The sequence below is a fragment of the Nonomuraea sp. NPDC048892 genome, from assembly GCF_040649735.1.
Classification (GTDB): Bacteria; Actinomycetota; Actinomycetes; order Streptosporangiales; family Streptosporangiaceae; genus Nonomuraea; species Nonomuraea maheshkhaliensis.
The window spans coordinates 1-22,731 of the sequence record NZ_JBEZFZ010000036.1 but is presented as its reverse complement, the minus strand read 5'-3'; the positions used below and the strand labels follow the sequence as shown (position 1 = coordinate 22,731).

Here is a 22,731-nt window from a genome sequence, read left to right as displayed (position 1 = left end):
GCCGGCGGTCAGCTTGGCCAGTCAGTCGAGCCGCGGGTTGCTGGGCTCCCATGGCGTCACCAGAGTCCAGGACCGCACCGGTAGTACCGGCAGCGTCTGGGCGACGAAGGTGTTCCAGGAATCTTCCACCCTGCGTGCCTGGCCGGTCGTCAGCGGGCGGCTGTAGCGCTTGACCTGGTAGATGTCGAAGCCGTCGGGGTGCTCCACGCGTACGTCGACGCCCCGATCCCCCTTGGAGGGGGTGGGCTGGTTGCCGTGCGGGTGCTTGAGCAGCAGCAGAGCGGCGACGAACTCCTCGATCTTCTCTCCGGGCTCACGCTCCCAGTTCACCGTCGTCATGCGTCATAGCGAAGCAGAAGCCCGTGACATTTCGCCCGTCCCTGTGGTGGGAGGTGGGGTGGGGTGGGCGGCGGCCATGACGCCGTGCACGGCTGCTGCGATGCGTTCGGCGGCGCGCTCGGGGTCGGGCTGGCCGGCGTCCAGCCAGGCGATGACGGCCTCCAGGGTGAAGCTGGGAATCAGGTTGGCGGCCCAGTCCAGCCAGGGCCCCTCGGGGATGACGCGGGCCAGGTTGCGGCGGCCGACCTCGCGGGAGGCGGCGGTGATGGAGTCGATCAGGTCGCGGAAGTCGGGCTCGCGGGCGGCGTAGCGGAACAGCAGCTTGAACCCGTCGGGGTCGGCGGAGGCGGCGCACAGCAGGGCGGGGATGGCGTCGTCGTCGAAGTCGTCGGCGCCGGTCGCCTCGGCCAGCCGTACGCATGCGCGGTCGAGCACCGCCCGGTACAGGTCGGCTTTGGAGTCGAAGTGCCGATACAGCATGGCCCGGGTCAGCGCGGCTTCGGCGGCAATGTCGTCCAGGCCGGTGGCGGCATATCCGGCGCGGGCGAAGGCGCGGGTGGCCGCGTCCAGGATCTGCTCGCGCCGCTCGGGACGACGCAGCCGCCGTACCGGCGGTGCCGCGACGGCCTCGCCTTCTGCGTCGGGGTTGCTCATCAGCCCTCCACTTGTAGAAGTCAAAGTATACATGTAGCTTTTTAGACATCAAAGTCTACAAATCATCGTCTACTTTATGGAGGCGCTGTGTCCACGCCTGTTCAGTTGCCGTACGCCCAGCCCGACCCGATGCGGCCCGCGCCGCTGCTGCGTGAGCTGCAGGCCCGCAGTCCGATCCATGCCATTCGCACCGCAGTCGGCGATCCCGGCTGGCAGGTCACCGGATATGAGGAGGTGCGCGCGCTGCTGGACGACGACCGGCTCGGCCGCGCGCACCGCGAGCCGGACAAGGCGTCCCGGACCGGGGAGTCGGCGATGTTCGGTGGCCCGCTGGGTGACTTCGACACCGAGCAGGCCGACCACCGGCGGATGCGCTCGCTGCTGCAGCCGCACTTCTCGCCCAAGCGGATGCGCGCGCTGCGCGCCCGCGTCGAGGCGCTCACCGCGGGCCTGCTGGACGAGCTGGCCGAGGCCGGGCCGCCCGCCGACCTGCACGCCGCGCTGGCGCTGCCGCTGCCGATCGCGGTGATCTGCGAGCTGCTCGGGGTGCCGTTCGAGGACCGCGCCCAGTTCCGGGCCTGGACCCAGGCCGCCGGCGATATCACCGACCGGGCCCGCTCGGAGCAGGGCTTGGCCGAGCTGTTCGTCTATGGCCAGCAGCTGGTGGCGCGTAAGCGGGCCGAGGGTGACACGGACGCCGACGTGATCTCACGGCTGGCCGCCACCGAGGGGGTGAGCGATGACGAGGCGGCCGCGATGGGCATGTTCCTGCTGTTCGCCGGGCACGAGACGACGGTCGCCGCGATTGACGAGGGCGCGCTGTGGCTGCTGGCTTACCCCGAGCAGTGGCAGGCCCTGATCGAGGATCCATCCCGGATCGACGCGGCGGTGGAGGAGATCCTGCGCGCGCCCGGCCTGGGCGGCGGCGGCATCCCCCGCTACGCACGAGAGGACCTGGGGATCGCCGGCGTACACGTCCGCGAAGGCGACCTGGTGCTGCTGGACAACGGCGCGGCCAACCACGACGTGTCCGTGTTCGCCGACCCGGACCGTTTCGACATCACCCGCCCTGCGGTGCCGCATCTGAGTTTCGGGCACGGCGCCCGGTACTGCATCGGTGCGCCGCTGGCCCGGATCGAGCTGCAGGTGGTCTTCTCCCAGCTCGCCACCCGCTTCCCCACGCTCAAACTGGAGTGCACGACCGACGAGCTGGCCTTCAACGCGCACGTGCTGACCGGCGGCCTGACCGCGCTGCCCGTCAGCTGGTGACCGCCATGACCGGGACGAGCGCGACGGCGAACATGAAGACGAACCGGCGGCGGCCGGTCTTCGGCCGGATGTACCCGGCGATGGCACGCGCCCTGGATGAGGGCGGTATGGCCGAGCGGCGCCGCGAGCTGCTGGCGGGCCTGGCCGGTGAGGTGGTCGAGGTCGGGGCTGGGCACGGCGTCAACTTCGCGCACTACCCGGCCGAGGTGGCCCGGATGGTGGCGGTGGAGCCGGAGCCGCGGCTGCGTGAGCAGGCCCAGGCGGCCGCGGCCGGTGCCGTGGCTGCCGTCGAGGTGGTGCCCGGGCTGGCTGACCGGCTCCCGACTGCCGATCGCAGCGTGGACGCGGTGGTGTTCTGCCTGGTCTTGTGCTCGCTGCCGGACGTCGCGGCGGCGCTGGCCGAGGCGCGGCGGGTGCTCAGGCCGGGCGGGCAGGTGCGTTTCCTGGAGCACGGGCGGGCCGACACGCGCGGCCTGGCCCGGATACAAAGGGTGCTGGATGCCACCATCTGGCCGCGCCTGGTCGGCGCCGAGCGACCTGTTCGGCAACCCCTTCAGCAGCCACCCCTACGGCCAGCAGCCTCGCGCGGCACTCCAGCACGCTCGCGAACAAGTCGCCGCCCTGATCGGCGCCCGCGCCCATGAGATCGTGTTCACCGCCTCCGGCTCGGAGGCGGACCTGCTCGCCCTGCGCGGCACCGTCGTCGCCGCCGGTCGGCCCCGCCCGCGCGTGATCACCCAGGCCACCGAACACCCGGCCATCCTGGAAACCTGCCACGTCCTGCAGCGCCTTTACGGCGCCCAGGTGACGGTGCTGCCGGTCGGTGGTGATGGGCTGGTGGACCCGGCCGCGCTGGCCGCCGCCATGGACGAGGACACGGTGCTGGTGTCGGTGATGGCGGCCAACAACGAGACCGGCGCCCTGCAGCCGATCGCCGACCTCGCCCCCTCGCCCGCGAGCACGGGGCGCTGCTGCACTGCGACGCCGCCCAGGCCGTCGGCAAGATCGGCGTCGACGTCGAGGCGCTGGGCGTCGACCTGCTCACCGTGGTCGGGCACAAGATGTACGCGCCCAAGGGCATCGCCGCCCTGTACGTCCGCGACGGTGTCGCTCTGGAGCCGGTCGTCTACGGCGGCGGCCAGGAACGCGGCCTGCGCGCCGGCACCGAGAACGCCACCCTGGCCGCCGCGCTCGGCACCGCCGCAGACCTGGCTGCCCGCGAGCTGGCCGACGGCGAGCCCGCTCGCCTGGCCGCCCTGCGCGACGACCTGCACCACAGGCTGGCCGAGCACCTGCCCGGCCGGGTGCATCTCAACGGCCCCTCGCAGCGGCGGCTGCCCAACACGCTGAACGTCAGCATCGACGGCGTCCTTGGCCACGAACTCCTCACAGCCGTACCGGAGATCGCGGCCTCCACCGGGTCGGCCTGCCACAGCGGAACCCACACCCCCTCACCGGTGCTCACCGCCATGGGACTGGACACCGATCGCGCCCTGACAGCGGTGCGGCTGTCGCCGGGCCGCTGGAGCACCCTCGCCGACATCGAGACGGCGGCGACCGCGCTGATCAAGGCTGCCGTGTGACCGGACATACCAGTCCCACCGTGAATTCGACCAGCAGGAGAGGCATGACCGACTCCACCGCACCGGACCCGACCGCACCGGGCGACATCGCCCGCGGCACCAACGGGCAAGGCCTGGCCACGCGCAGCGTGCACGCCGGCGAACGCCGCGATCCCGAGGGCGCCATCCACACCCCGCTGTACGCGCACTCCACCTTCGCCTTCGACTCCACCGCCGACCTCCTCGACGTCGTCGAGGGCCGCAAGCCGGGCAACCTCTACACCCGCTACGGCCTCAACCCCACCATCCGCGCGCTGGAGGACAAGCTCGCCGACCTGGAAGGCGGCCGGCAGGCGCCGGCCTTCTCCTCCGGCATGGCCGCCGAAGCCGCCACCTTCCTGGCCCACGCCCGCACCGGCGAGCACATCGTGTGCCTCGGCGACGTCTACGGCGGCACCTTCGAACTGCTCGGCGCCAACCTGCCCCAGCTCGGCATCACCACCACCTTCCTGCGCGCCGACGAAGCAACCCGGCTCGGGCAGGTGCTGACCGAGCGCACCCGCATCGTGTTACCGGCCATGGCGAGCAGAGGGTAGCCCGCGGCGGCGACGACGAGCCCGGAGGCCAGGCCGCCGGGCATCGGCGCCCTGGCCATCGTGCCCGCCATCGCCGTCACCACTCGCCGCCGATAAACCCGCCACGGCTCCCGCGCCATGACCGGAGCACACGCCTGCCAGGCTGCCCGCGAGACGGGCCCGGAGGACGCGACCACCGTAGTGATCAGATGCGACGTCAGTCCCAGGCCAGGCGTTGCTCCAGCAGCGCCTGCTGCGCCGGGTTGGCGGTCAGCTCCAGCGCCCGCTCATCGGCCCGCCGCGCCTCGTCGCGGCGGTCCAGGCCGCGCAGCAACTCGGCGCGGGTGGCGTGGAAGAGCGGGTAACGCTCCAGCACGTCGCCGACCTCCTTCAGCTCGTCCAGGGCCGCCTGCGCTCCTTGGAGGTGCCGCACGGCGATGGCCCGGTGCAACCGGGTGACGGGTGAGGGCACCAGGTGCAGCAGCATGTCGTACAGCACCAGGATTTGTGCCCAGTCGGTCGCGGCGAAGGTCCGCGCCTCGGCATGGCAGGCCACGATCGCCGCCTGCAGCTGGTACGGCCCCGGCCGGCGGTGGGCGCGGGCGGCTCGCGTCAGCAGCGCCGTGCCCTGCTCGATGGTCTGCCGGTCCCACAGGCCGCGATCCTGGTCAGCCAGCAGCACCAGCCGTCCGGCGGCGTCGAAGCGGGCCGCGCCCCGAGCCCGGTGCAGCCGGATCAGCGCCAGCAGCCCGGCCACCTCCGGCTCCTTCGGCAACAGGTTCGCCAGCAGCGCGGCCAGCCATTCGGCGTCCTCCACCAGGTCACGCGCCTGGGCTCGCTCGGCCGTACTGGAGAGGTAGCCCTCGTTGAACAGCAGGTAGATGACCGCCAATACCTCGTTGACGCGCTGCGGCAGCTCCTCCTGCGGCGGGATGCGGTACGGGATCCCGGCTTCGCCGATCTTCCGCTTGGCGCGGGTGATGCGCTGTGCCACCGTGGACTCGGGCACGAGGAAGGCGGCGGCGATTTGCGCCACCGACAGCCCGCACACCACCCGGAGCGTGAGCGCGATCTGCGCGGCCCGCGACAGCGCCGGGTGGCAGCAGGTGAAGACCAGCCGCAGCCGATCGTCACGCGGAGCAGGGGCCGGCCAGGTGAGCTGGGCGAGCTTGGCCCGGTAGTTCGACTCCCGGCGCAGCACGTCCAGCCCGCGCCGCCGGGCCACGGTGAATAACCACGCGTCCGGCCGCTCCGGCACGCCTTCCACAGGCCAGCGCCGCAACGCGGTCTCCACCGCGTCCTGCACCAGGTCCTCGGCGGCGGCGAAGTCGCCCAGCAGCGACACCAGGGACGCCGCCAGCCGGCCCGCGTGCTCGCGCACCACGCGGGCCAGCACCTCCTGGCTCACCTCGTTGGGCACCGGCTCGTTCACGAGGCGGGGCGGATCTCCACGATCGGGCAGGCCGGCCACGAGCGAGCGATCTTCAAAGCCTCGTCCAGATCGGCCACCTCCACCTCGGCAAACCCGCTCACCACCTCCTTGCCCTCGACGAACGGCCCGTCGGTAACCACCGGCTCGCCCGGCCCCAGGCGCACCGTGGTCGCGGTGTGCACCGGCGCCAGATGCGTGTGATGGGTGATCTTGTCGGCATGGTCGGCGAACCACTGCCCGACCGCCGCGTAGGCGGCCTGCTGCTCCAGCTCGCCCATGGCCTCCAGCTGCTGGGCGAACTCCTCGGTCTCGACGAACATGAGCACGTACTTCACGTCGGCCTCCAGTGGTGTCGTGGTCAGCGTGCCGGAAGGGCGGCGTACAGGTCGATACCGTTCCCGTCGGGGTCGGCCACCGTCGCGTACCGCATACCCCAGAACGCATCGAACGGCTCGGCGATCCTCCGGTATCCGGCCTCGACGAGCTCGGCGTACTTGGCGTCCACCTCGGCCGGGGCCTCGAACTCGAAGCACAGCAGCGTACGCGGCCCGCCAACCGGTGCGCTCCAGCCGGGCAGGAACGGCGTGCGGAAGCCCTCGGTGTCGAGCATCACGTGCAGCCCGTTCGGCAGGTCGCAGCCGGCGTGCTCGGGCGAGTGCTCATCGAGCTTGAACTCCAGCCCCAGCCGGGCGTAAAAGGCGATCGAGGCGTCCAGGTCGGACACCACGATGTCGATCGTGTTCAGCGTGGGATTCATCATGTGCTCCTTCGGACTCGGTTGCTGAGGTCCCAGGCCGTCTGCGAGCCGGACACGATGACATGCCCGCTGGCGGCCTGGCCCTCACTTCACAGACGATCGGCGAAGGCATCGATACGACAGGAGCGCCGATTCATTTTCGCGCTGGGCGCAGCCTGGTCCGCGGCGCCGCGCCGTGGCCCTCGCCGACCAGAGGATGCGCGCAAGCGTCCCCGATCACTGCGGCGAATCGGCGACGGCCTCCAGCTCCAGGTGGCGGTTCATGTCGAGCTCGAAGCGCCCATACAGGTTCAGGTGGGTCCAGAACAGGGCCGACAGCCCTCGCCTGTCAGCTGGACTCAGCCGTTTCCGCCAGGCCGCGTCCCGCAGCACGATCTGGATCATCACCGTGTTCAGGTACGTGATCGCCGCTGCGACCAGGTGCAGCGCCGGCGCGGAGACCTCGGCGTGCTCACGGTCGTCGCCGGTCAAGTCGCCGGCCTTGCCGTAGAACAGGTCCTTGCCGGCGGAATTGAAGTTCTCCACCACGTTCAGGCCCTCGCCGATCTCCCTTCTGAGTTCCTCGTCCGCGAGGTAATCACAAATGAAGATCGTCCTGACCACACGGCGAGTTCCTCGATCGATTCCGAGGCGTAGAACGCCTCCAGCCGCGAGCCGCGGTGGGCGAGCTTGCGGTGGGAGCGGTCGATCTCCAGCCACTCCTCAGCGATCTTGACGATCGCCTCGCGTTCCCACGGAAGCTGAACATACGTTTAGTATGCTGTTCATGCGTTCAGAGAGTGACCTGACCGGGCGAGCCCGGATCCGGGACGCGGCGCTGGAGTTGTTCGGCGCCGAGGGGATCAACCGGGTGAGCGTGCGGGCCATCGCCGCCCGCGCCGGGGTGTCGGCCGCGCTGGTGCTGCATCACTTCGGGTCCAAGGAGGGGCTGCGCAAGGCATGCGACGCGTACGTGGTCGAGCTGGTACGCGGCGGCCCCGAAGCGGACCTCGACGACGCCAGCGGGCTGGCGGCGATGCTGGAGGCGGGCTCGGCGGCGCGGCTCTACCTGGGGCGCGCGTTCCTGGACGGCACTCCGGAGGCGGCGGCACTGTTCGACGAGATCGTCGAGACGACGGAGCGGTGGCTGGAGGAGGGCGTACGGGCTGGACGGGTGCATCCGAGCGATGACCCGCGCGCGCGTGCCGCCGTCTACGTGACGTGGCTGCTGGCACCGCTGACGTTCGGTGAGCACCTGTCGCGGGTGCTGCGCTCGGGCGACCTGCCGGAAACGGATCAGACGCTGCGCTCTTCCCGCGCCGGAATCGAGATCTTCACCCGCGGCCTGTTCGCCGACGACCGCGTCCTGGGCGCGTGGGACGCGGTCCGCAAGGAACGAGGTTCGCGGTGAAGGTGCTGATCCTGGCCCATGGCACACGCGGCGACGTCCAGCCGTACACCGCTCTCGCCCTGGCTCTGCGCCAGGCCGGGCACCAGCCGGTGCTGGCCGCGCCGGCGGCGATGGCCTCGCTGGCCGAGCCGTACGGGCTCACGTTCGCGCCGCTGCACGACGGGCCGAACACGCTCATGGACGACCCCGGGATCCGCGAGGCCATCGAGACGAACTACCGGGGATTACGCGGCAAGGGGGTCGCCCTTGAGGTCATGCGGCGCACCAAGCCGCTCATGGCCCGCGTGTTCGACGACATGGCGACCGCCGCACAGGGCGGGGCGGACCTCGTGGTTCATGCCCCCGGCATACCAGGCCAGCATCTCGCCGAATGGCTCGGTGTGCCGGCCGTGCCGGCGGCGTTGCAGCCGGTGTGGGTGCCGACCAGCGCCTTTCCCAACCCGATGCTCCCGTTGCCGCTGCCCAGGGCGCTGAACCGGGCTTCGTACCTGCCGATCAAGCTGATGCTTCGCTCGTTCGGCGGCATCGCCGACCGGTTACGCGCAGGACGGCTGGGCCTTCCCCGCCGTCGCGGACGGCACGACATCCTGCGCCGCCCGGACGGCGGGCCGGCCACGGTGCTGCAGGCGTTCAGCGCTCACCTGCTGCCCGCCGGGCCGGACTATCCGGCGTGGGTGCACACCACCGGCTTCTGGTACCTGCCCGCCGCCCCCGGCTGGTCGCCGCCGCCGGAACTGGCCACGTTCCTGGACGCCGGGGATCCTCCTGTGTACGTGGGCTTCGGCAGCATGGCGGGCACCGATCCGGCACGGGTCGGACGCGTCGTCGCCAAAGCCGTACGGCTGGCCGGGGTCCGGGCGGTTCTGGCGTCCGGATGGGGCGGGATGCGGACCGGAGACCTGCCCGAGAACGTGTTCACGCTGGAACAGGCTCCGCACGACTGGTTGTTCCCGCGCATGGCGGCCGTCGTCCACCACGGTGGCAGCGGCACCACCGGCGCCGCGCTGGCCGCCGGCAAGCCGCAGGTCGTCTGCCCGTTCGTGGCCGACCAGCCGTTCTGGGCCGCCCGCTCGCACGCCATCGGCGTCGCCCCCGAGCCGCGGCCGCAGCGCCACCTCTCCGCCGACGGGCTGGCCGGAGCCATCCACCGGGCGATCACCGATCCGGCCCTCGACCGTGCCGCCGCCGCGACCGGTGAGCGCGTCCGTGCCGAGAACGGCGTCCACCGAGCTGTCGAGATTCTGGAGTCACAAGCATGAACACCACCGAACCGGAGATTCTCGGACTGCTGACCGCGGCCGACCGGGACGCGTTTCTGTCCGGACTGGCCGAGAACGGGCCGGTCAGCCGAGGCCGCTATGTCGACGGCACACCGATCTGGCTGGTCACGGGCTACGACGAGAGCGTGGCCGCGCTGACCGATCCGCGGTTCAGCAGCGACGTCACCAAGCAGTCCAAGCTGGACGTGGCCGCCGCGGCCGGACTGCCGGTCGACGTGGCCCCGTACCTGATGCACACCCTGGGCGCCTATGACCCGCCGGATCACACGCGGCTGCGGCGACTGGTGTCGCGCGAGTTCACCGCCCACCGGGTGGAGCGGCTGCGCCCGCGCATCCAGGAGATCACCGACGAGCTACTGGACGGGCTGCCCGGCGAGTTCGACCTGATCGAGCGGTTCGCGTACCCGCTGCCGATCCAGGTCATCTGCGAGCTGCTCGGCGTGCCCACGCATGACCGCGACGTCTGGCGCGCGTGGGCCGGCGACCTGACCGCCCCCGACCTGGACCGGATCGCGTCAGGAGCACGGGGCCTGGTCGCGTACATGACCGAGCTGGTCGGCGCCAAGCGGGCGGGTGGCGCCGACGACCTGCTGTCGGCGCTGGTCCGCGTCCAGGAGGACGACGGCGACCGGCTGTCCGACGAGGAGCTGATCGCACTGTCGATCAGCATGCTGATCGCCGGCCACGAGACCACGGTCGGCCTGATCAGCCAGAGCGTCCGGCTCCTGCTCACCCACCCGGACCTGCTCGCGCGCCTGCGCGCAGACCCGGACGCCGTCGCGGCGGCCGTGGAGGAGTTCCTGCGTGTCACCGGACCGGCCGAGATCGCGGTCATGCGCTACACGCTCCAGCCGGTCGAGCTCGGCGGCGTGACCATCCCGGCGGGCGAGCCGGTCCAGGTGGTGTACGCCTCCGCCAACCGTGACCCGCGCCGTTTCGACCGGCCCGCCCTGCTCGACCCGCGCCGTGCCGACAACCCGCACCTGGGGTTCGGCCACGGCATCCACTACTGCCTCGGCGCCGCCCTAGCCCGGGCGGAAGCGCAGATAGCGCTGCGCACCCTGCTGAGCCGCTTCCCCGGCCTCACTCTGGCCGTGCCGCCGTCCGAGATCGGCTGGCGGCCGGGCATGGCCCGGGCTCTTGACGCGCTTCCGGTCCGGACATCTCCGATGTAGCCAATATCTTGATATGGCTTCCAATATGGAAGCGCTGCGGGAGTCCTGCGACAAGCACGTACGCGACGTCGTCCTGGGCGCCGCCGGCGAGGTCCAGGACGGGGCCGACGTCAGCCCCGATTTCCTCAAGGGCATGTACGAGGCGAGTGAGCTCAGCGTCCGCTATCTCGCCCGGGCCCTGGTCGAGGGCTCGCCCGTGGCGGCCGAGCTGTTCGACGAAGGCGCCGAGACCGCGGAGCGGTTCTTCGCCGGCACCTGGCCGAACGAGTTCGCGCCCGGTGGGGCGAAGGTGCGCGAGCGCGCCGTCGCGATGGCGGCGATGCACCTGGGCACGATCGTGCTGCACGAGCACATGTCCCGGCGGCTGGGCATCGACGTGCTGCAGCGCGCCAACACCGGTCTGCTGGGCACCGCCATGATCGACGTCTACGCCCACATGGGCCAGTGGATCGCGACCCAGCAAGGAGACCAGCTCCGCCAAGCCGTCACCGAGGTCAACGAGGAGCGCTCCGATGCCTGACGTGATCGAGATCAGCGGGCTGGTCAAGACCTTCGGCCGGGTACGCGCGCTCGACGGCCTGGACATGACCGTACGGGAAGGCGAGGTGCACGGGTTCCTCGGCCCCAACGGCGCGGGCAAGAGCACGACCCTGCGCGTCCTGCTCGGCCGGCTGCGCGGCGGCGCTGACGCGAAGCGGCGCGACGAGCTGATCGAGCGTTTCGCCCTGGATCCGCGCAAGAAGGCCCGGACCTACTCCAAGGGCAACCGGCAGAAGGTCGCGCTGAGCGCCGCGCTCGCCTCCGAGGTGGAGTTACTGCTCCTGGACGAGCCGACCTCGGGCCTCGACCCGCTGATGGAGGCGGTCTTCCGCGAGGTCATCAACGAGGAGCGGCGCGCCGGCCGTACGGTCCTGCTCTCCAGCCACATCCTTGCCGAGGTCGAGGCACTCTGCGACCGGGTCAGCATCATCCGTGACGGCCGGATCGTGGAGGCCGGCACGCTCGCGCAACTGCGCCATCTGACCCGCATCTCGGTCATGGCGGACCTGGCCAGAGTGCCGGACGGCGGCCTGCCTCACGTCCACGAGCTCAGCACGGAGGGCCACCGTGTGCGATTCCAGGCCGACCCCGAGCACATCGGCGACGTGCTGGCCCGGCTCGCCGAGTACGGCGTCCGCGACATCACCGCCCAGCCCCCCACGCTCGAAGAGCTGTTCATGAGGCACTATCGATGAACACGGCCACCCTGATCCGGCTGATCCTGCGCCGCGACCGCGTCTGGCAGCCGTTGTGGATCCTGTCGGTCACCTTGTTCGTGGCGACCACGGTGGCCACCATCCGGGAACTGCTCCCGGCCCCCGAAGCCCTCCGGCAGTACGTCGACGAGATCGCCGCCAACCGGCCGTCATGCTGCTGCAAGGGCCGGCGTGCGGCGACAGCGTGGGCGCGGCCGCCGTCGGACGGCACGCGCCGCTGACCGCCGCCCTCATCGTCGTACTGGGCGCGAACCTGGTGCTGGCCGCGACGATCACCGCCGTCGGGGTGAGCGCCGGGCTCCCCCTGGCAGGGTCTCTCGCCTGGGGTCTGATGGCCGCCTCAGCCGGCTGGCCGGGGGCCGCGCTGGCCGCGGTCGCCGTGCAGCTCACCCAACGGGCCCGCCCGGCCGGATTCCTGGCTTTCACGGTGTTCTTCGCCGCGTACCTGATTCGCGGCTTCAGTGACCTGGGCGGGCCGGGGCTGGAATGGCTGGGCTGGCTCGTACCGAATGGGTGGATTCTGCGCGCCCGGGCCTTCGGCGGCGAGCAGTGGTGGGTGTTCCCGATGGTCGCGATTTTCGTCGCGGGCCTGTTCTGGGCGGCCTACGCGCTGTCGGCCCGGCGGGACGTCGGCGCCGGGCTCGTGCCGTCGCGGCCGGGCCCCGCCCAGGCACCGCCCGGCCTGAACGGGCCGCTCGGACTGGCGTGGCGGACGCACCGGGGCATGGCGCTGGCGTGGGTCGCGGGCGCCGCCTTCATCGGCGTGGCACTCGGACTGGCCGGGAAGGACGCGCTCGAACAGTTCAGCCAGAGCGGCGGGCTGAGCTTCTGGGCCGAACGCACGGGAGCCGCCGACCCCGTGGACATCTTCTTCCGGCTCGTCGTGTACGAACTCGCGGTGTTCTCCGTCTCCCTGTACGCGATCATGACCGTGCTGCGCCTGCGCGGTGAGGAAGGCACCGAGCTCTTCCTGTCCGGCCCGGTCAGCCGGACCCGCTGGGCGCTCAGCCATCTCGCCTTCGCGGTGACGGTACCGGTCGTCGTCCTGGTGATCGCCCTGGAGATCAGCTGGGAGGTCGGGCTGGTGAGCGACTCGGTGTTCATGATCTTCCCGTTCGCGCACGTCCACTACTCCACGCTGGCCGCCCCAGGGCCGGGGACGCTGCTCGGGCTCACGCTCGTGGCCGCCGGTTTCACGGCCGTCGGCCTGTACGGGCTCCGCCGCCGGGATCTGGCCATGTGACTCGGGACCGGGACGCGGTGCATCTATACAGGCCGCTGGACCGCGGGGGTGAGCCGACGATCAAGGAGCTCGCCGTCGTCGTCAAGCGGTCGGTGTCGCAGACCAGCCGGCTGGTGGATCAGCTGGTGCGCCGCGGCCTCGTCGAACGCTACGAGGACGCGGCCGACCGGCGGGTGCGGCGGGTGCGGGTCACCGGCCAGGGCGCTGCGGTGCTGCGGCGGATGGATCAGATGCGGGTCGAGACGCAGCTGAGGTTGTGGGACCACCTCGGACCGGATGAGCGGCCGGTCGTGCTCCAGGCCATGGAGCTGCTGGCCAAGGCCGCCGAAAGGATGCGGCATGACGATCGTTGACCTGGCCCGGGTGGATGCGGGCATGATCGAGCTGGTGGGCGGCAAGGCCGCCGGGCTCGGCGAGATGATCGGGGCGGGTGAGCGCGTTCCGGCCGGTTTCTGTCTGACCGTCGAGTCCTACACCTCCCGGCAACTGCCCGAGCGGGAATTGATCGACGCCTACGAGCGGCTCGGCGGCGGGCGGGTGGCCGTCCGTTCCAGCGCGACGGCCGAGGACCTGCCGGATGCCAGCTTCGCCGGCCAGCAGGACACGTACCTCAACGTGGAGGGCGCCGGCCCGCTCCTCGACGCGGTACGCCGGTGCTGGGATTCCCTGTACACCGAGCGTGCCGTGGCTTATCGCGCCAAGGCGGGCATCACCGACGCCGCCATGGCGGTGGTGGTCCAGCGCATGGTCGACCCCGTGGCCGCGGGCGTCCTGTTCACCGCGAATCCGATCACCGGCTGCCGCACGGAGATGGTCGTCGACGCCGCTCCCGGCTTGGGCACCGCCGTCGTCGACGGGACTGTCATCCCGGACCACCATGTGCTCGGCCGCCACGAGCCCGTACGGAACCGCGATGGCTGCCTCACCCACGAGCAACTGGAGGAACTGCGGCGAGCCGGGCTGCGGCTGCAGGATCACTTCGGCTCGCCGCAGGACATCGAGTGGGCCATCGACGCGGACGGCACGCTGTGGCTGCTGCAGTCGCGGCCGGTCACGACCCTGTTCCCGGCCCCGCCGGACACCGGTGACATGCGCCTCTACCTGGAGTTCGGCCACATCCAGGGAATGCTCCGGCCGGCCACGCCGATGGGGGTGTCGTTACTGAAGGTGGGGTCGGGGACGTGGTTCGCGGCCGCCGGCGCACGCGTCGACCCGCGCGATCCGTTGCCCCGGCTGATACCCATCGGCGGGCGGCTCTACTTCGACCTGACCGATTTCGTGCGCAACAAGGCCATGCGCGGGCGGCTGGGAACGTCACTGGAGGTGTACGGGCCGCGGGTGCAGAGCGCCGTCGAGCGGGTGCTGGACGATCCACGGTTCGCGCCGCGGCCCGGCCTGCCGTTCCGACTGGGCACCGCGGCGAGGATGGCGGCTCGATTGGCGCCCGGGGCGATCGCCGGCCTCGTGGGCAGCCTGGCACGACCGGATCTCGCCCGGGCCAGGGCCTATCGCGCCGTGCACGAGATCAGGCGCCGGACCATACCCCCGGCCGAGCAGGCGACGGCGGCGGAGCGGCTTCGCTGGGTGATCGAGGACTCCCATCGGATGGCCACGGGCCCCGCCATGACGACCCTGATGGGGCCGCTGATGGCCGGGATACTCGCCGGCATCGTGCCGTCCGGGCTGCTGGAGGGCGTCGCCACGCCGGAGGAGCTGGACATCGTCCTGGGCGGGATGCCGTACAACGTGACCACGGAGATGGACCTCGCGCTCTGGCAGGTCGCGGAGCGGGCGCGCGTACACCGTGAGCTGTTCCTCGACACCCCGCCGCAGGAACTGGCGGAGCGCTATCGCGCGGGCAAGCTGCCGGACATCGGGATGTCCGGCTTCCTCGACCGGTACGGCATGCGCGCCGCCGCCGAGATCGACGCCGGCATGCCACGCTGGGAAGAGGACCCGGCTCCTCTGTTCGCCACGATCGCCAACTACCTGCGCGTGGACGACCCCGAGCAGGCGCCTGACCGGCGGTTCGCGCAGGCCGCGGAGAGGGCGGAGAAGATGATCGCGACGCTGGCCCGGCGGGCACGACGGGCCAGGCCAGTACGCGGCCGGATGGCGACCTTCCTGATGCGGCGATCCCGCAAACTCACCGGCCTGCGGGAGATCGCGAAGTTCGCCTGGCTGACCGCGATCCAGGTAGCGCGTCGGCAGCTCCTGCTGATCGGAGACGACCTGGTCGCGCGCGGGCTGCTGGAGCGGGCGGACGACATCATGTTCCTCGACCTCTTCGAGGCCGGGGACGCCGTGCACGGCGGAGCTGACCATCGGGAGCTGATCGCGACGCGCCGCGCCGAGTACGAGCGGGAGCTGCGACGGCCCAGCGTCCCGGGCGCCTTGCTGTCGGACGGGACCGACCTGGAGGCGCTCGCCCCCCAGGGAGCCGTGCGGGACGGGGTGCTGGTCGGAATGGCAGGAGCCGCCGGACGGGCCACCGGCAGGGCGCGGGTGATCCGCGACCCGGCCGATGCGCACATCGAACCGGGCGAGATCCTCGTGGCACCGACGACGGATCCCGGCTGGACCCCGCTGTTCATGACAACGGCAGGTCTGGTCACGGAGACCGGGTCGCCGATGGCGCACGGCCCCACCGTCGCCCGCGAGTATGGCATCCCGGCCGTCATCTGTGTCCGCGACGCCACCCACGAGATCAAGACCGGCCAACTGATCACAATCGACGGCGCGGCGGGGACCGTCACCATCGACGACCCAGCCGGCGCTGCTATCTGAAGCAGTTATTTTAGTTTGTACTGAAATAGCTGTAATATGAGTCGCGTGGACGACCGGGAAGCGTCGCTGGAGTGGGTAGAACGCGTGGCCATGTATCTGGCCCGCGACGGGGTGCCGCCGATCGCCGGGCGGGTACTGGGCTGGCTGATGGTATGCGATCCCCCTGAGCAGTCGGCCGGGCAGATCAGCGCGGCCATTGGCGCCAGCCGCGCCTCGCTCACCTCGAACCTGCGGTTGCTGACCGGCATGGGTTTCCTCACCTGGCGCACCCGGCCGGGCGAGCGGACCGTCTACTACCGGATGGCCGACGACGCGTGGGCGGTCGTGGTGCGGCAGCAGGTCGCCGGGATCGCGTCGTTCCTGGCCATCACCCGTGACGGTCTCGACCTGGTCGGCCCGGACGACGATCGCTCAGCGCGGATCCGGCAGGCACAGGCGACCTTCGCGTGGATGGCCAAGGTCTTCGACGACGCGCCGCCGCTGGAGGACGGCTCATGAACGGGCAGGCGATCATCGTCGGCGGTGGCATCGGCGGGCTGGGCGCCGCCGTGGCGCTGCGCCGGATCGGCTGGCGGGCGGTGGTGCTGGAACGGGCTGACGACCTGGGCGAGATCGGCGCCGGCATGTCCCAGGCGCCGAACGCGATGCGCTGCCTGGACGCGCTCGGCGTCGGCGAGCAGGCCCGCGCGATCGGGTTGCCCACCTATTCGGCCGGCAACCTGCGCCTGCCCGATGGCCGTCACCTGCAACGGGCCCACCCCGGCGATCCGACGCCGCTGCTCGCCTTCCACCGCGCTGACCTGCACCGGCTGCTGTTGGAGGCGGTGCCCGCCGGATGGGTGCGCACCGGTGCGGAGGTCACCGGCCTCCGCCAGGACCGAGACCAGGTAACGGTCACCTGGAAAGACGGCGAGGCCACCGCGGACGTGGTGATCGGCGCCGACGGCATCCGCAGCGCCGTACGCCGTTCGCTGTGGCCGGACGCGTCCCCGCCTCGCTATCTCGGCCGTACCGCCTGGCTGGGCATCGCTCCCGCCGGAGCGCTGCCGGGCAGCGTCACCATGGGCTCCGGCGCCTACTTCCTCATCCACCCGCTGAGCCGTGACCGGGCTTACTGGGCCTACGTCACCACCTGCGCCCGGCCCGGCGTCCGTCACGCAGACGAGAAGGCTACGGTCCTGCAGCAGGTACGGGACTGGCACGAACCGATCCCGGCCCTGATCGCCGCCACCCCGGACGACGCCGTGATCCGCATCGACATCCACGACCTCGACCCCCTGCCGTCCTACGTCGACGGGCGGGTGGCGTTGCTCGGCGACGCGGCGCACGCCATGAGCCCCGACCGGGGCCAGGGCGCCGGGCAGTCCCTGGAGGACGCCGTCGTACTCGCCGCCGCCCTGGCCGCCGAGCCGTCGATCGGGACCGCGCTGCGCCGCTACGACGCCGAACGCCGCCCCCGCACCCAGGCCACCGCCCGAGGCGCCCGCGCCGACGGCCGCCGCACCACCTCCCCGGCCGCCCACCGATGGCTGACGACCATGGTGCGGCTGGTGCCGCCCGCGCTGTGGCGCAAGGGCCTGACGCCCGACGGCAACGCCACCTGGCGCTGGCAACCACCCCACCTGCCCACCCCGGACACCGGTAGATAACCCCGCGCCGCATCGGCATTCGCAGGCGCTTATCGGCGGCAGGCCGCCAGGGCGACGAGGATGACCTCGACCAGCCGGTCGTGGGCGTACGGGTCGGCGAAGTCACCTTCGGCCATGAGGGTTTGCGGGCGCGCGTACGTGAGTCCGACCAGGCAGTCGAGGGCCAGGTCGGTGTCCAGGTCGGCGGGCAGTTCGCCACGCTGGACGGCGCGGTGCAGCATGGCGGCGCCGGCGGCGCGGCGGGGCTCGCGGAGGGCGGCGTAGAAGGTCTGGGCGAGCTGCGGGTTGCGGATGGCTTCGGCGCCGAGGTCGGCGATGATGCGGGTGGCGCGCAGGTCGCTCCTGAGCGCGGCGGCGTCGCGAACGTAGGCGCTGACGTCGTCGCGCAGGTTGCCGGTGTCGGGGACGGGGACGGCGTGCCAAGCCAGGTTGCCGACGATCTGCTGAACCATGACCTCCTTGGACGCCCAGCGCCGGTAGAGGGCGGCCTTGCCGACGCCGGCTCGCCGGGCGACGGCTTCCATGGACATCCGGGCGTAGCCGGTGTCGGCGAGCTCGTCGAGGACTGCCGAGGTGATCACGTCGGTGACGTGTTCGCGCAGGAGCGCCGCTCCTGCCACTCGACGTCCGTGGGTCGCGGCCATGGCGACACCTTACTACGGAACGGAACGGTTACGTTCCGACGGTTCGCCCGCTTAGGCTCCACGGTGAGACGGAACGGGTCCGTTCCGTCGTTTGAAGACCGGGAGCGCATCATGGATGACACCGAGGTGCTGGTGGTCGGCGCGGGGCCGGCCGGTCTGGCGCTGGCCTGCGCGTTGCGCCTGCACGGCATCGCCGTCCAGGTGGTGGATTCGGCGTCCGGACCCGCGTCCACGTCGCGGGCGAACATCCTGCACGCGCGGGGCGTCGAGGTGCTCGACCGGCTCGGTGCGCTCGGCGACCTGCCGGAACGCGCGCTCTCGGCGATCACCATCACGCAGCATCTGGACGGGCGCCCGGCGATCACCATTCGCTTCGGTGACGTGGGCCTGGGCGACGCGCGGCCGGCTCTGTACATCTCGCAGGCGGACATCGAGGCGGAGCTGCGGCGTCGGCTGGCCGAGCTGGGGGTCGACGTCCGCTGGGACACCCCGCTGGCCGACCTCGTCCAGGACGCCGACGGGGTCACCGCCCTGCTCGGCGACGAGCGGGTCCCGCTGCGCTGCCGATGGCTGGCAGGCTGCGACGGCTCGCACAGCACGGTGCGCAAGCTGGCCGGGATCGGCTTTCCCGGGGTCCGGCTCACCGAGGGATTCCTGCTGGCCGACGTGCACGCCGACTGGCCGGTGGACCGGGCCGGCGGCCACGGCTGGCCACACAGGGACGGCCCGTTCTTCGCCCTGCCGATGCGAGAGGAGGGCGGTGCGGACGATCTGTGGCGGTTGATGGCCTACGACCCCGCCGGTGCGGACGGCGTACAGGGGGATGAGGAGATCGTCGAACGCTTCCGCCGGCTCGTGCCCGAGCGGACCGGACGCGCCGACATCCGCATCAAGGACGCGGTGTGGACGTCAGCCTTCCGCATCCACCGCAGGCTGGCCGACACCTACCGCCGGGGCCGGATCTTCCTGGCGGGCGACGCCGCCCACATCCACAGCCCGCTCGGCGGCCAGGGCATGGTCACCGGGATGGGCGACGCGGAGAACCTCCGCAACCGCGTGCTCGTTCCGGTCGCCAACCTGCCGGCCGTGCAGCGCCGGGCCGGGCAACTGGCCTCCCAGCTGTGGGCGACGTACCGGCGCGGTCCTCTGGGCGGCGGGGGCGTGGCCCGGCGACGGCCACGGCCCGGCGACCGGGTGGCGGACCTGATCTGCCTCCGCCCGACGGCAGCGCCACCCGCCTGCACGCCGAACTGGGCCGCCGCTGGGCGCTGCTCTCTCCGGGCGGGGACACGTACGCGTGCCTGAAAGAGGCGCGCGAACGGCTGGGTGACACCGTCACGGCGCTGACCGCGACTCCGGCACGCAACAGGACGTCTGGCTGATCCGCCCGGACGCCCACCTGGCCTGGCGCGGCCGGCCCCCTGCGGCACGCCTGGGCCCATGGCTGGACCAGGTCCTGCGACAGGAGCAGGCCCGGTCATGAACCTTGAGCTCCGGGGCGCCGTCGATCCCATTCGTCGAGGAGCTTGGGAAACTCGCGGCCCATGAAGCCGTACATGTCACGCATCAGCTCAAGCCTGGCCCGGCTCTTGGGACTGTCGCCGACCACGGCCAGACCCTGCTCCGCGAGCTGCGCGAATGCGGAGAACTCAGCCATCTTCGCCCGGAAAGCACGTCCGAACACGTCCTCGGTCAGCCGATAGTGATCGCGCCGCCCCCGGGGTGGGCGGAAGCGCTCGACGAGCCCACCCCGTTCGAGCTGCCCCAGAGCCACGCTCATGCTGCTTTTGGCCACGCCGAGCCGCTCACACAGCCCCGGCGCGTCGCCGGAGTCGTCCGGGTCGACCAGCAGCACGCCGACGACCCGCCCTGCCGTACGACTGAGCCCCAGCCGCTCGAAGTACAGCCCCGCGCTCTCCACGAACTCCTCAACACCCGCCACCCCACAGATTCTAATCTGTTCGGATCGTTCCGAACAGACTAGAATCCCCGCATGCTGTCCGTCGCCATCACCGGCGCCAACTCAGGGATCGGCCTACGCGCCGCCCAATCTCTCGCCGCCGCAGGCCACCACGTGCTGGCGCTGTGCCGAGACCCCGATCGAGGCCGCGCTGCCCTGGCCGACATCAACGCCCACGCCGCGCACCCGGCCACCCTGATCCACGCCGACCTGTCGATACCCGGCTCCATCAAGGCCGCCGCCGACCAGCTCACGCACACTGTCGGCCACCTCGACGTGCTCATCAACAACGCCGCCGTCTTCGACCAGACGATCCAAGAGCCCCGCTTCACGGCAGACGGCCATGAACTGTTCTGGGCCACCAACCACCTGGGCCCCTTCCTGCTCACCGCACACCTCAGCCCCCTGCTCGCCGCCGCGGACCGGCCCCGCGTGATCAACGTCGCCAGCAAGGGACTGCTCTCGATGCCCCGCATCCGGATCCGCTTCGACCAACTCGACGACCCGAGCTGGTACAGCCCCACCCGCGCCTACTACCACGCCAAACTCGCCCAGATCATGACCACCCTCTCCCTGACCGAGAAGGCCGGAGGACGCCTGGAGACCACCTGCGTCCGCGTCCCCGCCGTACGCCTCGACCCCGATCGGGTGGCCGCCATGCCACGGTTGCTGCGCACCCTGTACGCGCCCAAGAACCGCATGGCCGTCCCCGCCGAACGCCTCGGCGAGACCTACGCCCGCTTCGCCACCTGGGGCGGAAGCCTGCCTGGGCCGTACGTGGACGAAAACCTCCGCCCCGTCCGCGCCCCAGCCTCCGCCTACGACAGGGCCGCCCGCGAACGGCTGTGGTCGCTCTCCCGGACCGCCACCGGCGATCCCGCCTGGGCCTGGTGACCACGGAGGCGATTCACATGCTCAGCGATCGTGGTCGGCGCGCCGCCACCAGGCCACGGTCGCCGCGACCCCGGCCACACCTAAGGCAAGAACCAGCAGGTGGCCCAGTGGTCCGGGCGCATCCTGGGCAGGGCCGGCGATCCCGGCATACAGGCCCGGCACCGAGTACGGGAAATAGGCGCCGTAGCCGAGCGCGGCGATGATCTGGGCGCTGAACACGGCGGCGAACATGGCCCCCACGGCAGACAGGTAACCGCGCCCCGCGCTGGCCGCCAGAGCGAACGGCGCGGTCAGCACGTACGTCAGCAGTCCAGTGATCACGATTCGCGCGGCCCCGGCGGCGAGGACGGCGATCGAGCCGCCGGGTAAGTCGAGCAGCATTCCGGCGAGCAAGCCGAGCGCGACCGTCCACAGCGCCAGCAACAGCGACCAGCCGGCTGCGACGACGAACTTGGCCGCCACGATGGCGCCGCGTGAGGTGGGCAGGGCCAGCAGATCCTTGGCAGTGCGGTCGCTGAACTCGCGTCCGAACAGCCAGATGACGAGCGTGCCGAAAATGACCAAACCGCCCACGCCGGTGGCCTGAGCGAGCAGCGCCAGGTAGCCGGGCCAGTCGGCAGTGGCGGCACTGAGCTGCGCCTTGTCACCGAGCAGGCCGAGCGCGCGAGCCCTGCCGGTGTCCTGAAGGATGAACATGAACAACCCGCACACGGCCGCGACCACGGCGAAGGTCGCCGTCGTGATCCACGGAAGCCGGCTGCGCCGCAGCTTGAGCAGCTCGGCGAGCAGCGCCTTACGCATCGGCCTCTCCCACCAGGCGCAGGAAGAAATCCTCCAGGTCCTCTTGCTCGACCACCAACCGGGTGGGCGGGCAGCCGGCTTCCACCAGGGCGGTGGCGATCTCCTCCGGATGCTCCAGCGCCCGCTGACCGGTGAGCACCAGACCGGCGCCGACGCCCGGTTCCGAGGTGAACCCGTAACCGGCCAGCGCGTGAGCGGCGCGAGTGTCGTCCCGGGTGGCCAGGACGAGCCTGCGACGCACCTGACCGCCCAGTTGGCGCGGGTTGATCTCCTGGAGCAGCCGGCCTTGGTGGATGACGGCGATGCGGGTGGCCAGCCGGGTCACCTCGGCCAGCAGGTGGCTGGAGAGCAGCACGGTGGTGCCGTGCTCGCGAGCCAGTTCGCTCAGCAGGGTCCGGATCTCCACCACGCCGGCCGGGTCGAGCCCGTTGCTGGGCTCGTCGAGGATGAGCAGGTCAGGGCTGTGGATGAGCGCCTTGGCCAGGGCCAGGCGCTGGGCGTTGCCCATGGACAGGGTGCGGGCTCTGCGTCCAGCGTAAGGAGTGAGGGCTAACCGGTCGATGACGTCGTCGACGCGTCCGGCCGGCCGGGGCAGGCGGCGCAGCCGGGCGACGAGGCGCAGGTTCTCCCGTACGGTCAGCTCGGGATAGGCGGCCGGCGTGTCGATGAGATACCCGGTCCGCGCCCACGCCCCGCGATCACCGGCGCTGACCTCGGCGCCCAGCACCCGCGCAGTGCCGGACGTGGGGGCGATCATGCCGAGCAGCATGCGGATCAGCGTGGTCTTGCCCGCGCCGTTCAGGCCGACCAGGGCATGGACGTCACCGGGAGCAACCCGCAGGCAGACGCCGTCGGCCGCGACCACCTCCCGATAGCGCTTGGTCAGATCCACCGTCTCGATCACCGGCATCCGCCCACCGCCCTTCCTCGTGTCACAGGTAGCGCAGCCACAGGTACGGGGCGACGAGCGTGACGGTGACCGCGGTGACGATCAGGCCGTACTTGGTGAACTGCCAGAAGCTGATCGGGGTGCCGTTGCGGGCGGCGATGCCCAGGATGACGAC

28 protein-coding genes and 1 pseudogene are annotated in these 22,731 nt (G+C 71.4%); 18 read left to right on the top strand and 11 right to left on the bottom strand.

What is annotated here, in order from left to right; translation table 11 throughout:
* Positions 1 to 21: 21 nt before the first annotated feature.
* Positions 22 to 339, bottom strand: a complete 318-nt coding sequence (locus AB0C28_RS50685; protein ID WP_357860258.1) for a hypothetical protein — start codon at positions 337 to 339, stop codon at positions 22 to 24.
* 3 nt (positions 340 to 342) lie between these two features.
* Positions 343 to 993, bottom strand: coding sequence for a helix-turn-helix domain-containing protein (locus AB0C28_RS50680; RefSeq protein ID WP_357860260.1), 651 nt, complete (start codon positions 991 to 993; stop codon positions 343 to 345).
* 87 nt (positions 994 to 1,080) lie between these two features.
* Here AB0C28_RS50680 and AB0C28_RS50675 point away from each other — a divergent pair, with 87 nt between their 5' ends.
* The 3 genes and pseudogenes from AB0C28_RS50675 to AB0C28_RS50665 all read left to right on the top strand — a co-directional run.
* Positions 1,081 to 2,262: a cytochrome P450 gene (locus AB0C28_RS50675; RefSeq protein WP_357860263.1), complete on the top strand. Its 1,182-nt coding sequence runs from the start codon at positions 1,081 to 1,083 to the stop codon at positions 2,260 to 2,262.
* Between the two features lie 5 nt (positions 2,263 to 2,267).
* Complete coding sequence (locus AB0C28_RS50670) at positions 2,268 to 2,906, top strand: class I SAM-dependent methyltransferase (RefSeq protein ID WP_358083850.1); 639 nt, start codon at positions 2,268 to 2,270, stop codon at positions 2,904 to 2,906.
* A pseudogene (locus AB0C28_RS50665) lies at positions 2,800 to 3,147 on the top strand (aminotransferase class V-fold PLP-dependent enzyme); the annotation flags it as partial. The gene AB0C28_RS50670 and the pseudogene AB0C28_RS50665, both read left to right, overlap by 107 nt.
* On the opposite strand, the gene AB0C28_RS50660 reads toward AB0C28_RS50665, so the two are convergent.
* Positions 3,054 to 3,320 carry a hypothetical protein gene (locus AB0C28_RS50660; RefSeq protein ID WP_358083936.1) on the bottom strand — a complete coding sequence of 89 codons (267 nt, stop codon included), beginning with the start codon at positions 3,318 to 3,320 and terminating at the stop codon, positions 3,054 to 3,056. The pseudogene AB0C28_RS50665 and the gene AB0C28_RS50660 sit on opposite strands and share 94 nt — an antisense overlap.
* Here AB0C28_RS50660 and AB0C28_RS50655 point away from each other — a divergent pair.
* Positions 3,231 to 3,845, top strand: a complete 615-nt coding sequence (locus AB0C28_RS50655) for an aminotransferase class V-fold PLP-dependent enzyme (RefSeq protein WP_358083927.1) — start codon at positions 3,231 to 3,233, stop codon at positions 3,843 to 3,845. The genes AB0C28_RS50660 and AB0C28_RS50655 overlap by 90 nt on opposite strands.
* A gap of 44 nt (positions 3,846 to 3,889) precedes the next feature.
* The gene (locus tag AB0C28_RS50650) at positions 3,890 to 4,420 is read left to right on the top strand and encodes a PLP-dependent transferase (RefSeq protein ID WP_358083847.1); all 531 of its coding nucleotides are present in this window, start codon (positions 3,890 to 3,892) and stop codon (positions 4,418 to 4,420) included.
* A gap of 196 nt (positions 4,421 to 4,616) precedes the next feature.
* Here AB0C28_RS50650 and AB0C28_RS50645 read toward each other — a convergent pair whose 3' ends face one another.
* The 4 genes from AB0C28_RS50645 to AB0C28_RS50630 form a co-directional block, all read right to left on the bottom strand.
* Complete coding sequence (locus tag AB0C28_RS50645; protein ID WP_357860272.1) at positions 4,617 to 5,831, bottom strand: DUF6596 domain-containing protein; 1,215 nt, start codon at positions 5,829 to 5,831, stop codon at positions 4,617 to 4,619.
* On the bottom strand, positions 5,828 to 6,166 hold the full coding sequence (locus AB0C28_RS50640; protein WP_319718710.1) for a YciI family protein: 339 nt from the start codon (positions 6,164 to 6,166) through the stop codon (positions 5,828 to 5,830). The genes AB0C28_RS50645 and AB0C28_RS50640 overlap by 4 nt, the downstream gene beginning before the upstream one ends.
* A 23-nt stretch (positions 6,167 to 6,189) precedes the next feature.
* On the bottom strand, positions 6,190 to 6,591 hold the full coding sequence (locus AB0C28_RS50635) for a VOC family protein (protein WP_358083844.1): 402 nt from the start codon (positions 6,589 to 6,591) through the stop codon (positions 6,190 to 6,192).
* A 213-nt stretch (positions 6,592 to 6,804) separates the two neighbouring features.
* The gene (locus AB0C28_RS50630) at positions 6,805 to 7,191 is read right to left on the bottom strand and encodes a Tn3 family transposase (protein WP_358083841.1); all 387 of its coding nucleotides are present in this window, start codon (positions 7,189 to 7,191) and stop codon (positions 6,805 to 6,807) included.
* Between the two features lie 163 nt (positions 7,192 to 7,354).
* Between AB0C28_RS50630 and AB0C28_RS50625 the strand changes: the two genes are divergently transcribed.
* From AB0C28_RS50625 to AB0C28_RS50575, 11 genes are read left to right on the top strand one after another with little or no spacing between them, the layout of a single operon-like run.
* On the top strand, positions 7,355 to 7,978 hold the full coding sequence (locus tag AB0C28_RS50625; RefSeq protein WP_358083838.1) for a TetR family transcriptional regulator: 624 nt from the start codon (positions 7,355 to 7,357) through the stop codon (positions 7,976 to 7,978).
* Entirely contained in the window at positions 7,975 to 9,237 is a 1,263-nt protein-coding gene (locus AB0C28_RS50620) for a glycosyltransferase (RefSeq protein ID WP_357860288.1), read from the top strand. Before AB0C28_RS50625 ends, AB0C28_RS50620 begins: the two co-directional genes overlap by 4 nt.
* Positions 9,234 to 10,433 (top strand): cytochrome P450, encoded by a 1,200-nt coding sequence (locus AB0C28_RS50615; protein WP_357860291.1) that lies wholly within the window; start codon positions 9,234 to 9,236, stop codon positions 10,431 to 10,433. Before AB0C28_RS50620 ends, AB0C28_RS50615 begins: the two co-directional genes overlap by 4 nt.
* Positions 10,434 to 10,446: 13 nt before the next feature.
* Positions 10,447 to 10,953, top strand: a complete 507-nt coding sequence (locus tag AB0C28_RS50610) for a TetR/AcrR family transcriptional regulator (protein ID WP_358083835.1) — start codon at positions 10,447 to 10,449, stop codon at positions 10,951 to 10,953.
* Positions 10,946 to 11,668, top strand: coding sequence for an ATP-binding cassette domain-containing protein (locus AB0C28_RS50605; protein WP_357860297.1), 723 nt, complete (start codon positions 10,946 to 10,948; stop codon positions 11,666 to 11,668). Before AB0C28_RS50610 ends, AB0C28_RS50605 begins: the two co-directional genes overlap by 8 nt.
* The gene (locus AB0C28_RS50600; protein ID WP_357860300.1) at positions 11,665 to 11,910 is read left to right on the top strand and encodes a hypothetical protein; all 246 of its coding nucleotides are present in this window, start codon (positions 11,665 to 11,667) and stop codon (positions 11,908 to 11,910) included. Before AB0C28_RS50605 ends, AB0C28_RS50600 begins: the two co-directional genes overlap by 4 nt.
* Positions 11,841 to 12,932 carry a hypothetical protein gene (locus tag AB0C28_RS50595; protein ID WP_358083832.1) on the top strand — a complete coding sequence of 364 codons (1,092 nt, stop codon included), beginning with the start codon at positions 11,841 to 11,843 and terminating at the stop codon, positions 12,930 to 12,932. Before AB0C28_RS50600 ends, AB0C28_RS50595 begins: the two co-directional genes overlap by 70 nt.
* 17 nt (positions 12,933 to 12,949) lie before the next feature.
* The gene (locus AB0C28_RS50590) at positions 12,950 to 13,285 is read left to right on the top strand and encodes a MarR family transcriptional regulator (protein ID WP_357860305.1); all 336 of its coding nucleotides are present in this window, start codon (positions 12,950 to 12,952) and stop codon (positions 13,283 to 13,285) included.
* On the top strand, positions 13,272 to 15,719 hold the full coding sequence (locus AB0C28_RS50585; RefSeq protein WP_358083829.1) for a PEP/pyruvate-binding domain-containing protein: 2,448 nt from the start codon (positions 13,272 to 13,274) through the stop codon (positions 15,717 to 15,719). The genes AB0C28_RS50590 and AB0C28_RS50585 overlap by 14 nt, the downstream gene beginning before the upstream one ends.
* 45 nt (positions 15,720 to 15,764) lie before the next feature.
* Entirely contained in the window at positions 15,765 to 16,217 is a 453-nt protein-coding gene (locus AB0C28_RS50580; RefSeq protein WP_357860311.1) for a transcriptional regulator, read from the top strand.
* Positions 16,214 to 17,368 carry an FAD-dependent monooxygenase gene (locus AB0C28_RS50575; RefSeq protein ID WP_358083826.1) on the top strand — a complete coding sequence of 385 codons (1,155 nt, stop codon included), beginning with the start codon at positions 16,214 to 16,216 and terminating at the stop codon, positions 17,366 to 17,368. Before AB0C28_RS50580 ends, AB0C28_RS50575 begins: the two co-directional genes overlap by 4 nt.
* Positions 17,369 to 17,397: 29 nt before the next feature.
* Here AB0C28_RS50575 and AB0C28_RS50570 read toward each other — a convergent pair whose 3' ends face one another.
* Entirely contained in the window at positions 17,398 to 18,012 is a 615-nt protein-coding gene (locus AB0C28_RS50570; RefSeq protein WP_357860317.1) for a TetR/AcrR family transcriptional regulator, read from the bottom strand.
* A 111-nt stretch (positions 18,013 to 18,123) separates the two neighbouring features.
* Between AB0C28_RS50570 and AB0C28_RS50565 the strand changes: the two genes are divergently transcribed.
* Positions 18,124 to 19,317, top strand: a complete 1,194-nt coding sequence (locus AB0C28_RS50565) for an FAD-dependent monooxygenase (RefSeq protein WP_358083823.1) — start codon at positions 18,124 to 18,126, stop codon at positions 19,315 to 19,317.
* Positions 19,318 to 19,489: 172 nt separating this feature from the next.
* Here the strand turns inward: AB0C28_RS50565 and AB0C28_RS50560 are convergent, their stop codons facing one another.
* On the bottom strand, positions 19,490 to 19,954 hold the full coding sequence (locus AB0C28_RS50560) for a MarR family transcriptional regulator (RefSeq protein ID WP_358083821.1): 465 nt from the start codon (positions 19,952 to 19,954) through the stop codon (positions 19,490 to 19,492).
* Positions 19,955 to 20,005: 51 nt separating this feature from the next.
* Here AB0C28_RS50560 and AB0C28_RS50555 point away from each other — a divergent pair, with 51 nt between their 5' ends.
* Positions 20,006 to 20,866: an SDR family NAD(P)-dependent oxidoreductase gene (locus tag AB0C28_RS50555; RefSeq protein ID WP_358083818.1), complete on the top strand. Its 861-nt coding sequence runs from the start codon at positions 20,006 to 20,008 to the stop codon at positions 20,864 to 20,866.
* Between the two features lie 21 nt (positions 20,867 to 20,887).
* On the opposite strand, the gene AB0C28_RS50550 is transcribed toward AB0C28_RS50555, so the two are convergent.
* Positions 20,888 to 21,667: an ABC transporter permease gene (locus tag AB0C28_RS50550; protein WP_358083815.1), complete on the bottom strand. Its 780-nt coding sequence runs from the start codon at positions 21,665 to 21,667 to the stop codon at positions 20,888 to 20,890.
* A complete protein-coding gene (locus AB0C28_RS50545; RefSeq protein WP_357860331.1) occupies positions 21,660 to 22,577 on the bottom strand; it encodes an ABC transporter ATP-binding protein in 918 nt (305 codons plus the stop codon). Before AB0C28_RS50545 ends, AB0C28_RS50550 begins: the two co-directional genes overlap by 8 nt.
* Between the last annotated feature and the right edge of the window lie 154 nt (positions 22,578 to 22,731).